Genomic DNA, 9,378 nt, shown 5'->3' with positions numbered 1-9,378 from the left:
GGGGGCGGCGCCCCCGGGGGGGGCGGGGGCCGCCCCGCGGGGCGGGGGGGGGGGGGCCCCCCCGGGCGGCCGTCGGCCCGCCCTACCGTCGGCCCGCCCTACCGTCGGCCCGCCCTACCGTCGGCGGGTCACTCCGTGCGCAGCCCGTCCGGCCGCATCAGGCGCCAGAGCACCGGCAGCGAGAGCAGCGTCACCAGCAGGACCACGCCCCCGCCCGCGCCCGCCATCGGCAGGAACAGCCACCAGTCCGAAACCGGCTTGGCCGTCATCCACGACAGCCCCCAGCCAAGCGCGAGCCCTCCTACCACCGCGACCACCAGGCTCACGCCCACCGGGATCGCCGTCTGCCAGAGCACCGACCAGCCCAGCGTCGAGCGCCGGGTCCCGAAGGCCACCAGGACCGACAGCAGCCTGCGCCGTTCCCGGAGCTGCTCCAGCTGCTGCACCAGCATCGAGGCGGCCATCAGCAGCAGGACGGCGGTTCCGCCGACCTTGAGGGCGGTCTGGATGCTCGCGTACCGGCCGTCCCGCTCGGTCGAGTTCAGGGCGACGACCCGCATCGAGGGATCGATCACGGCCGCCGTGTTCCGCACGAACTCCGAGACGTCCGGCACACTCTCGTCGATCTTCACCTGGAGGACGATCGTCGCGCCCGGCAGCGTGGCCGGGTCGACCGCCCCGAGGGTGGCGAGGATGCCCGTGGTCTCCTCGCCGTGCGGGTCGACCCGTCCGGTGACGGTCCGCGCCGATGCCGGAAGAGTCCAGCGGACCGGTCCGTCGGCCATCCCGTAGTCGTCGATCTCGACCTGCTCCCCCTTGCGGGCGGCCTTGTCGACCCAGTCGGACATCTCCCGGTCGTGGGCGGGGTGGGCGACGAAGGTGTCGCCGTCAGCGCAGGCGTCGATCCTGGCCAGTTCCTTCAGCGTCGCGCAGTCGCCGACCGTGATCGAGGTGGTGGGCTGGACCTCGTCCTCGGCGTACGTGCCGGGCTTCGTCGCGAACACGTCCACCGTGCCGATGACCTTCTCCACGCCGGTGGTGGACCGGAGCGACTCGATCGCGGCCGTGGCGCCCCCGCCGGAGACGTTCTGGGAGGCCATGTAGAACTGGGCCCGGGTGGGGTCCTGGCCGGTCATCCGGTTGAAGTCGGCGTTCATCGAGGCGAAGAGCATTTGGAGCGCCACCGCGCCCGCCACCGCCACCGTGATCCCGCTGACCGTCCGCGCCGCCGTCCCCGAGCTCAGCTGGAGCCGGCGCCCGGCCAGCTGCCAGGGCACCGGGCCGCCGCGCAGCCTGCTCACGCACGCCTCCAGCGCCCAGGGCAGCAGGAGCGCCAGTCCGCCCAGGACGAGCACCGCGCCGACGACGACCGGCGCCGCCTCGGCCGTACCGTCCTCGGGTGCCCGGCCCTGCCAGGCGAAGACGCCGAGCCCGGCCAGCGGCACCAGCAGCCGCCACCAGAGCCGCCGCTTCCGGCCGCGCGCGTCCCGTACGACACCCAGCGGTTCCACCACCACGGAGCGCATGGCGACCAGGGTCACCAGCACCGCGCAGACCGGGATGGCGCAGACGATCAGCGCGACCAGGGGAGCGGAGGGGGCGAGGTCCGCGGGGAAGACGCTCTGCTCCCACACGGAGAGGGAGCCGACGAACGGCCGGCAGGCGAGGAAGAGGGCCGCCCCGCACGCCAGCCCGAGCAGCGCGCCGAAGAGCGCTTCTCCCGCCGCGATCCAGCGGACCGAGCGGATGTCGGCGCCCACCAGACGCAGCGCGGCGAGGCGGCGGTCCCGGCGGTCCCCGCCGAACCGCACGGCGGTGGCGACGAAGATGGCCACCGGCATCAGCAGCGCCACGCCGACCATCACGCCGAGCACGAGGAGCAGCGGGCTGAGCGGGGGGACGGGCAGTCCGCCGCCGTAACCGTTCAGCCGGTGGCCGCCGTTCGCCGGGGCGAGCGTGGAACTGCCCAGATAGAAGAGGAGTTCGCCGGGGGAGACCAGTCCGGCGTCGGAGATCGTGCCGTCGACCGGGTACGGCAGGCGCTCGCGCAGCAGGCGCGCGTCAGGGGCGTCCAGCATCTCGGCGAGGGCGGGCGAGACGTACATCCGGCCGGCGGCGGGGACGCGCGGCAGGCCCGGGGGCAGCACCGGGCGCGAGCCGTCGGCGCGCATCAGCACGCCCTGGACCGCGCGGTTGTGGAACTCGGTGTCGATCCGGGTGACGAGAACCGTGCGGTCCGTCTTCTTGTTGGTGTCGGCCGCGAGGGAGGACCGGCTCTCCGACCGGGCCTCGCTGCGGGCGTCGCGCGCCTCCAGCAGGTGCGGGACGGCGGAGGCGACGAGCAGCAGCGTCACGCCGATGCCCACCCCGACCGCCGTGAGCAGGGTGCGCGCCCATCCCTCGCGTCCGCCCGCCGCGGCGAACCGGACGCCGAGCCCGAGGTCCCGGAGCCGGGCGGGGGTGTGTGTGCGGGGGTCCGGTCCGGTCACAGGGCGTACTCCAGGTCGGTGGCCCGGCCGTCCCGGACGGTGACGTCCCGGTCGGAGTAGGCGGCGACCCGCGCCTCGTGGGTCACCAGCACCACCGCGACCCCGGAGGAGCGGGAGGCTTCGGTGAGCAGTTCCATGACCCGCTCGCCGTTGAGGGAGTCCAGCGCGCCGGTCGGCTCGTCCGCGAAGAGCACCTTCGGGGAGGAGGCGAGGGCGCGGGCGACCGCGACGCGCTGGCCCTGGCCGCCGGAGACCTCGCCGGGGCGCTTTCCGGCCACGTTGTCGACCTCCAGCCGCTCCATCCAGTGCAGTGCGGTCCGCTCGGCCGGTTTGCGGCGGACGCCGCTCAGCCGCAGCGGGAGCGCCACGTTCTCGACGCAGGTCAGCTCGGGGACCAGCTGGCCGAACTGGAAGACGAACCCGAACTCGGTGCGGCGCAGGGCGCTGCGTTCCGCGTCGGACATCGAGGAGAGTTCGCGGCCCGCGTAGGTGACCGAACCGGAGTCGGGCGTGATGATCCCGGCGAGGCAGTGCAGCAGCGTGGACTTGCCGGAACCGGAGGGGCCCATCACCGCGACGACCTCGCCGGGGCGGACGGAGAAGGACGCGCCGTCGAGCGCGGGCGTCGCGCCGTACGTCTTGCGCACGTCTCGTGCGGCGAGCAGGGGGCCGTCGGGGACGGTGAGGCCGGTGGGGTTCACGGGGCGACCACCTCGGCGAGCTTGTCGAGCCGGGCGGCGGTCAGTTCCAGCCACCGCAGATCGGCTTCCAGGTGGAAGAGCGCGTGGTCGCAGATGAGCTGGTCGGCGAGGTCCCCGCCGCGCTTGCGCTCGGTCAGCGTGCGCATCAGCCGCAGGTGTTCGGCGCGCTGCGCGTCCAGCACCGGGGCGGCGCCGCGACCGGTCAGGAGCGCCAGCACCACCTTGGTGTAGAGCGTCGACTGGAGGTACGGCTCCGGCTTCTCCGGCTGGGCGAGCCAGGTGGAGACGTCCGTGATCCCGGCGTCGGTGATGGCGTACCGCTTGCGCTCGGGACCTCCGTCGCTCTCCACGCCGTCGACCTCGACGAGCCCGTTCTTCAGCAGCCGGGACATGGTCGAGTAGACCTGCCCGTAGTGCAGGGGGCGGTCGTGGCCGAACTTCTCGTCGAAGGTGCGCTTCAGGTCGTAACCGTGGCGGGGGCCGGACTCCAGGAGTCCGAGCAGGGTGTGGCCGATAGACATGCGGAGCACTGTACACGGTGTGTATACCTGCGATGTATAGCTGGCTGGAAAGGGCGGGCGGGAGCGCCCCTGTCGGGCGCGTCCCCTCACTCCGTCGGCTGCGCCCCCGCTCCCGGCTCGGTGCCCGACCCCGGCCCCGGCCCCGTTCCCGGCTCCCTGCCCGGTGCCTTCGGCGGGCGACCCCGGCGGGCGAGGGGTGCCGTCGCGCCGGGCAGCCGGCCCGCTTCCGCCAGCGCCCGGCGCAGCAGGAACTCGATCTGCGCGTTGGCGCTGCGCAGTTCGTCGGAGGCCCAGCGCGCCAGCGCGTCGTGCACGGCGGGGTCGAGCCGCAGCAGCATCTGCTTGCGCTGCCGCGGCCCGCGCCCGGAGGTTTCCTCGGTCACTGGTAGAGCGTGCCGGTGTTCAGGACCGGCTGCGCGGCGCGGTCCCCGCAGAGCACCACCATGAGATTGCTGACCATGGCGGCCTTGCGCTCCGAGTCCAGCTCCACGATGTCCTGCTCGGCGATCCGGGTGAGCGCCATCTCGACCATGCCGACCGCGCCCTCCACGATCTGCTGCCGGGCCGCCACGACCGCCCCGGCCTGCTGCCGCTGGAGCATCGCCGAGGCGATCTCGGGGGCGTACGCGAGGTGGCTGAAGCGCGATTCGATGATCTGGACCCCGGCCGCCTGCACCCGGGCCATCAGCTCGACGGCCAGCTTCTCGGTGATCTCCTCGGCGTTGCCGCGCAGCGAGAGGCCGCCCTCCTCGTGGGCGTCGTACGGGTACTCGATGGCGATGTGCCGGACGGCCGCCTCGGTCTGGGTGGCGACGAACTCCAGGAAGTCGTCCACCTCGAAGAGGGCCTGCGCGGTGTCCTCGACCTTCCAGACGACGATCGCGGCGAGCTCGATCGGGTTGCCGTAGGCGTCGTTGACCTTGAGCACCGCGGTCTCGTGGTTGCGGACCCGGGTGGAGATCTTCCGGCTGCTGGTGAGCGGGTTGACCCAGCGCAGGCCGTCGGTCCGGATGGTGCCGACGTACCGGCCGAAGAGCTGGACGACCCGGGCCTCGCCGGGCGCGACCATCTTCACCCCGCTCATGCAGAAGAAGGAGGTGATGACGAGCAGGATGCCGACGATCACCAGAGGTACGCCGAGGCCGTTGTTGCCGCCCGATCCGAGAATCCCGCCGACGACGATCACGCCGACCCCGATGAGGACGCCGACGACGGTGAGGAGCAGGCCGAGACCGCCCGGGATGGAGTGCGCGGTCACCTCCCTGACCTGCGAGGCGGGCATCTGCGGCGCGTCGACGGGCAGCTCGGTGGCGGGCGAAGGGGTGGGCGAGGGTGTGGGCGTGGATGCGGACGGGGCCGGCTGGCGGTCGTTGTGCTTTTCGGACACGGGGTCCCCCGATTCGTCTGGCTTCCCCGCGGACACGGGGGAGTTCACTGCTCTCAAAGTGATATCACATTAAGCCTTTTCGCAACCGTGGAGCCCCGGACGGAGTCGGTTCCTGAAGAAGCGGGTGCTGATTCTCACGTCCGGAAAAGGGTGGATCGCTTGCTTTTTGTCCGTCCTGACAGTGTTAGCTGTCTTGGCTGGGCAGAGCTGACGGCAGAACTGACGGCAGGGCTCACGACGGTGCGTCACGGCAACGCCGCCAGGACCGACGGAGCCGCGGGGGACCGACCGACCGAGAAACAGGAGCGACACAGCGATGGGGCGAGCGGATGAGCGTCGTGCCCGCAGCCGGGAGGCGCGGGCCGGCAAGAGGGGCGGCATACGCGGGCTCTTCACCTGGAAGCGGATGCTGGGCACGTTCTTCGGTCTCTGCCTGCTGGTGATGGGCGCCTTCGTGGTGCTGTACCTGTACGTACCGGTGCCCGAGGCGAACGCCCAGGCGCAGAAGCAGAGCAACGTCTACAAGTACAGCGACGGCACCGTGCTCGCCCGCACCGGCGACGTCAACCGGGAGATCGTCGACCTCGCGCAGGTCCCGAAGGCGGTGCAGCACACCTTCGTCGCCGCCGAGAACAAGTCCTTCTACCAGGACAAGGGCGTCGACCTGAAGGGCACCACCCGTGCCCTGCTGAGCACCGTCTCCGGCAAGGGCAAGCAGGGTGGTTCGACCATCACCCAGCAGTACGTGAAGAACTACTACCTCACGCAGGACGCGACGGTCTCCCGCAAGCTCAAGGAGCTGGTGATCTCGCTCAAGGTCGACCAGAAGATGAGCAAGGACGACATCCTCGCGGGGTACATCAACACCGCCTACTACGGCCGCGGCGCCAGCGGCATCCAGGCCGCCGCCCAGGCGTACTACGGCGTGGACGCCTCCAAGCTCACCGTCTCCCAGGGCGCCTACCTCGCCTCGCTGCTCCAGGCCCCCAGCCAGTACGACTGGGCCACCGCGACCGCGACCGGCAAGCGGCTGGTCAAGGACCGCTGGGGCTACACCCTCGACAACATGGTCGAGAAGGGCTGGCTCAGCAGTGCCGACCGCCAGAGCCTGAAGTTCCCCGTCCCGAAGACGCCCAAGGCGGCGCCGGGCATGGAGGGCCAGAACTACTACCTGGTCGAGGCGGCCAAGAACGAGCTCAAGAAGCAGGGCGTCACCGACGAGCAGCTCGACGCCGGCGGCTGGACGATCACGCTCAACATCGACAAGAAGCGCCAGAAGCAGCTGGAGAAGTCGGTCGACGACCAGCTGGAGTCCAAGCTCGACCGCGAGAACAACAAGGTCGACGCCACCGTCCAGGCGGGCGCCACCTCGGTCGACCCGAAGACCGGCGCGGTCGTCGCCCTCTACGGCGGGGTCGGCCTCCCCGACCACTACGTCTCCAACGCCACCCGCCGCGACTACCAGCCGGCCTCCACCTTCAAGCCGCTGGTGCTGGCCTCCGCCCTGGAGAACGAGTCCACCACCCAGGACGGCGACCTGATCGGCCTGAACACGGTCTACGACGGCACCAGCCAGCGCCCCGTCGTCGGCAGCACCACCCCGTTCGCCCCGCAGAACGAGGACGACCAGGACTACGGCGACATCAGCGTGCAGAAGGCGCTGAACAGCTCGGTCAACTCCGTCTTCGCCCAGATGGTCGTCGACGTCGGTCCCGGCAAGGTGAAGAAGACCGGGCTGAGCCTCGGTCTGCCGGACGAGAACTTCCCCGAGCGCCCCGCCATCACGCTGGGCACCATGAACGCCTCGACCTGGGACATGGCCGGTGCGTACGCCACGCTCGACAACCACGGCAAGAAGGTCACGCCGTTCATCGTGAAGTCGGCCGAGCACCGCGACCGCACGGTCGACGCGGTGGACGGCGTCGGCAAGCAGGTGATCAGCCGCAAGTCGGCCGACACCGTGACCAAGGCGATGACCGGTGTCATCGACTCCGGTTCCGGCCAGGCGGCCAACACCACCGCGTACGAGGCGGCGGGCAAGACCGGTACCTCCGAGAACAACAAGGCGGCCTGGTTCGCGGCGTACACGCCCGAGCTGACCACGGTGGTCGCGCTCTACGGCGAGTCCCCGAAGGAGGGCGGCGGCCAGGTCAGCCTGACCGGCACCGCCAACTCCGGCCGCGCCAACGGTGGTGGTTTCCCCGCCCGGATCTGGGCCGACTACACGCTGGGGGCGCTGAACGGCGGCTCCGACGCCCAGTTCGACCTGGAGGACGTGGAGGCCGGCGAGGTGCCCTACACCCCGCCGCCGAGCCCGACCGCGTCGGCCTCGCCCACCCCGACGCCGAGCGCCACCACCGCGTCCCCGTCGGCGACGCCCTCCGAGGAGCCGACCGAGGAGACCCCCTCGCCGGACCCGACGCAGTCGACCCCCACCGAGCCCAGTGAGACGCCCTCCGACGGGGCGTACGACCCGGGGGACGGCGGCGAGGACGGTGACGGCGGCACCCAGCCGACGGAGCGGCCCGGCGGCGGCGGCCTCCTCGGCTGACCCGCGGCGGCGGCGCCTGCCCGGCCGGGCAGGCGGCCCGCGCACACGACCGAGGGGCGGTACCGGAGACGATCCGGTACCGCCCCTCACCCGTTCGGGCGACTGGTCAGCCGCCGTTGACCTTCGTGGCGACCCGGTCGCCGAGGTCCTTGTCGACGTTGCGCCAGTACTGCAGCGCGCGCTCCAGCACCGGGGCGCTCACCCCGTCCAGCAGATGGCCCGAGATGTTCGAGACCAGCCGGTCCCGCGCCGCGTCGTCGAGGACCTGGCGCACCAGCGTGCCCGCCTGGCCCCAGTCGTCGTCCTCGCTGTGCAGCTTGTACGCCTCGTGGACCATTTCGCCCGCCGTCGCCCACCCGGCGGGGTCGCCGAACCGGGCGGTGTCCGCGTCCGGGCCGCCGTACGAGTTCGGCGCGTACACCGCTCCCGTCCGCGACGGCTCGTACCGCATCGGGCCGTCCTTCGCGTACGAGTTCACGCCGTGCCGGGGCCGGTTCGGCGGCAGCTGCGCGTAGTTCGGGCCGATCCGGTAGCGGTGCGTGTCCGGGTAGGAGAAGAGCCGGCCGAGCAGCATCTTGTCCGGGGACGGGCCGATGCCGGGCACCAGGTTCGACGGCTCGAAGGACGCCTGCTCGATGTGGACGAAGAAGTCCTCCGGGTTCTCGTTCAGCGTCATCCGGCCGACCTCGGTCAGCGGGTAGTCGCCGTGCGGCCACACCTTGGTCAGGTCGAACGGGTTGAACCGGTAGTCCGGCGCGTCCTCGAACGGCATGATCTGGACCCGCAGCGTCCAGCTCGGGTGGTCGCCGCGCCTGATCGCCTCGAACAGGTCCCGGCGGTGCACGTCACCGTCGGTCCCGGCCATCGCGTCGGCGTCGGCCTGCGTGTAGAAGTCGATGCCCTGGTCGGTCTGGAAGTGGTACTTCACCCAGAAGCGCTCCCCGCCCGCGTTCACCCACATGTAGGTGTGCGAGCTGAAGCCGTCCATGTTCCGGTACGTCTTCGGGATGCCCCGGTCGCCCATCAGCCAGGTGACCTGGTGGGCGGACTCCGGGGAGAGCGTCCAGAAGTCCCACTGCATGTCGTGGTCGCGCACCCCGCTGTCCGGGCGGCGCTTCTGCGAGCGGATGAAGTCCTGGAACTTCATCGGGTCCCGTACGAAGAAGACCGGCGTGTTGTTGCCGACCATGTCGTAGTTGCCCTGCTCGGTGTAGAACTTCAGCGCGAAACCGCGGGGGTCGCGCCAGGTGTCGGGCGAGCCCTGCTCACCGGCGACCGTCGAGAAACGCGCCAGCATGTCGGTGCGTTTGCCCGGCTGGAACAGGTCCGCCTTGGTGAACTGGCTCACGTCGTTGGTCACGACGAAGGTGCCGTACGCCCCCGATCCCTTGGCGTGCACCACCCGCTCGGGGACCCGTTCACGGTTGAACTGGGCCATCTTCTCGATCAGGTAGTGGTCCTGGAGCAGGATCGGGCCGTCCGCGCCTACGGTGAGCGAATGTTCGTCGCTCTCCACCGGAATCCCGGCGTTGTTCGTGGTGTACGGAAGCTTGCGGGTCTCCTCGGTCACGAGCGTCCTCCCGTCGGGTGGGGGGTGGGGGCGGGGGGGGGGGCGGGGGGGGCCCCCCCCCCCCCCCCCCCCCCGCGGGGGCGTTTGGGGGCCGCGCAAAAAAACGGCCCCCGGGGGGGGGACCCCGGCGCCGGCCCCCCGCCGGGGCGCCCCCCCCCG

7 protein-coding genes are annotated in these 9,378 nt (G+C 71.6%); 1 reads left to right on the top strand and 6 read right to left on the bottom strand.

Features of this window, described 5'->3' with window-relative positions:
- Window positions 1-128: 128 nt before the first annotated feature.
- From ACFWEE_RS08670 to ACFWEE_RS08650, 5 genes are all read right to left on the bottom strand, one after another.
- Window positions 129-2,489, bottom strand: coding sequence for an FtsX-like permease family protein (locus ACFWEE_RS08670; protein WP_386887628.1), 2,361 nt, complete (start codon window positions 2,487-2,489; stop codon window positions 129-131).
- Window positions 2,486-3,190, bottom strand: a complete 705-nt coding sequence (locus ACFWEE_RS08665) for an ABC transporter ATP-binding protein (RefSeq protein ID WP_386887626.1) — start codon at window positions 3,188-3,190, stop codon at window positions 2,486-2,488. The genes ACFWEE_RS08670 and ACFWEE_RS08665 overlap by 4 nt, the downstream gene beginning before the upstream one ends.
- Window positions 3,187-3,711 carry a PadR family transcriptional regulator gene (locus ACFWEE_RS08660; RefSeq protein WP_386887624.1) on the bottom strand — a complete coding sequence of 175 codons (525 nt, stop codon included), beginning with the start codon at window positions 3,709-3,711 and terminating at the stop codon, window positions 3,187-3,189. The genes ACFWEE_RS08665 and ACFWEE_RS08660 overlap by 4 nt, the downstream gene beginning before the upstream one ends.
- 86 nt (window positions 3,712-3,797) lie before the next feature.
- Complete coding sequence (locus tag ACFWEE_RS08655) at window positions 3,798-4,145, bottom strand: hypothetical protein (RefSeq protein WP_386887707.1); 348 nt, start codon at window positions 4,143-4,145, stop codon at window positions 3,798-3,800.
- Window positions 4,091-4,993, bottom strand: coding sequence for an SPFH domain-containing protein (locus tag ACFWEE_RS08650; protein WP_386887705.1), 903 nt, complete (start codon window positions 4,991-4,993; stop codon window positions 4,091-4,093). Before ACFWEE_RS08650 ends, ACFWEE_RS08655 begins: the two co-directional genes overlap by 55 nt.
- 421 nt (window positions 4,994-5,414) lie before the next feature.
- Here ACFWEE_RS08650 and ACFWEE_RS08645 point away from each other — a divergent pair, with 421 nt between their 5' ends.
- On the top strand, window positions 5,415-7,649 hold the full coding sequence (locus ACFWEE_RS08645) for a transglycosylase domain-containing protein (protein ID WP_386887622.1): 2,235 nt from the start codon (window positions 5,415-5,417) through the stop codon (window positions 7,647-7,649).
- Between the two features lie 106 nt (window positions 7,650-7,755).
- On the opposite strand, the gene ACFWEE_RS08640 is transcribed toward ACFWEE_RS08645, so the two are convergent.
- Window positions 7,756-9,219, bottom strand: coding sequence for a catalase (locus ACFWEE_RS08640; RefSeq protein WP_386887621.1), 1,464 nt, complete (start codon window positions 9,217-9,219; stop codon window positions 7,756-7,758).
- Window positions 9,220-9,378: the final 159 nt, after the last annotated feature.

The organism is Streptomyces sp. NPDC060184 (assembly GCF_042728795.1).
Lineage (GTDB): Bacteria > Actinomycetota > Actinomycetes > Streptomycetales > Streptomycetaceae > Streptomyces.
Note: the sequence above shows the minus strand (reverse complement) of the source record. Positions and strands in the feature narration are given on the sequence as shown.

What these genes read in the sequence shown, in the direction of transcription:
- ACFWEE_RS08650 (WP_386887705.1), bottom strand. Translation starts at nt 4,993, where the DNA reads ATGCCCGCCTCGCAGGTCAGGGAGGTGACCGCGCACTCCATCCCGGGC.
- ACFWEE_RS08660 (WP_386887624.1), bottom strand. Translation starts at nt 3,711, where the DNA reads ATGTCTATCGGCCACACCCTGCTCGGACTCCTGGAGTCCGGCCCCCGC.
- ACFWEE_RS08645 (WP_386887622.1), top strand. Translation starts at nt 5,415, where the DNA reads ATGGGGCGAGCGGATGAGCGTCGTGCCCGCAGCCGGGAGGCGCGGGCC.